Origin of the sequence: Streptomyces lushanensis, from assembly GCF_001700515.1 — a bacterium.
Taxonomy (GTDB): Bacteria; Actinomycetota; Actinomycetes; order Streptomycetales; family Streptomycetaceae; genus Streptomyces; species Streptomyces lushanensis.
In genome coordinates this window covers 1-701 of sequence record NZ_MAUD01000370.1, presented here as the reverse complement: position 1 = coordinate 701, position 701 = coordinate 1, and the positions used below count along the sequence as shown (strand labels likewise).

General features: G+C 71.2%; 1 protein-coding gene and 1 pseudogene. One reads left to right on the top strand and one right to left on the bottom strand.

Translation table 11 applies throughout. The features are described from left to right. Nucleotides 1–411: pseudogene (locus BFF77_RS35965) on the top strand (MmyB family transcriptional regulator); the annotation flags it as partial. Nucleotides 412–488: 77 nt separating this feature from the next. Here BFF77_RS35965 and BFF77_RS26345 read toward each other — a convergent pair. Beyond that, a partial coding sequence (locus tag BFF77_RS26345) for a dihydrofolate reductase family protein (protein WP_211280317.1) occupies nt 489–701 on the bottom strand: 213 nt, incomplete at its 5' end.

Here is a 701-nt window from a genome sequence, read left to right as displayed (position 1 = left end):
CGGCCGTCCGGGACGGGCGGCGAACGCGGTGTGGCAGTGGTTCATGGACCCGCTGTGCCGGAACCTGTACGCACCGCGGACGCATCAGGAACTGAGCCGGGGCTATGTGGCGGACCTGCGGGCCGGCGTCTACCGGCGCGGCGACGACCCCGTGGCGCGGGCCCTGATCCAGGACCTGCGGGACGGCAGCCCGGAGTTCGCCGGACTGTGGGAGGAACGGGAGGTCGCCGGCAGGCGTCTTGTCCGCAAGTCGCTGATACACCCTCTGGTCGGCCCACTGGAGGTGGAGTGCGATGTCGTGCTCACCCCGGCGATGGACCGGAGGCTGTACCTCTTCCGCCCCCGGCCCGCCACCGGCACCGCCGAGCGATTCGCGCTTCTTCGCGTGGTCGGCGCGCAGTCGTTCGGCGANNGCGCGCCGGTGGAGGTGATCGTGCGCAAGCCCTGGGGGTGGTGCGCGTGCGCAAGCCCCTGACGTGGTGCGCCGGCTATCGCTTTCCGACGGTGTAGGTCAGGTGGGTCACCCGGGACGACGCGTCCGTGCGGGTCTGGTCGAGGGTGAGGCGGGCCGGGTCCACGCGGTCGAACAGACGGATGCCGGTGCCGAACAGTACGGGCGCGAGGGTGATCGAGAACTCGTCGATCAGGCCGCTGTCCAGGTACTCCTGGATCGTCTCGGCGCCGCCGGCGATGCGGATGTC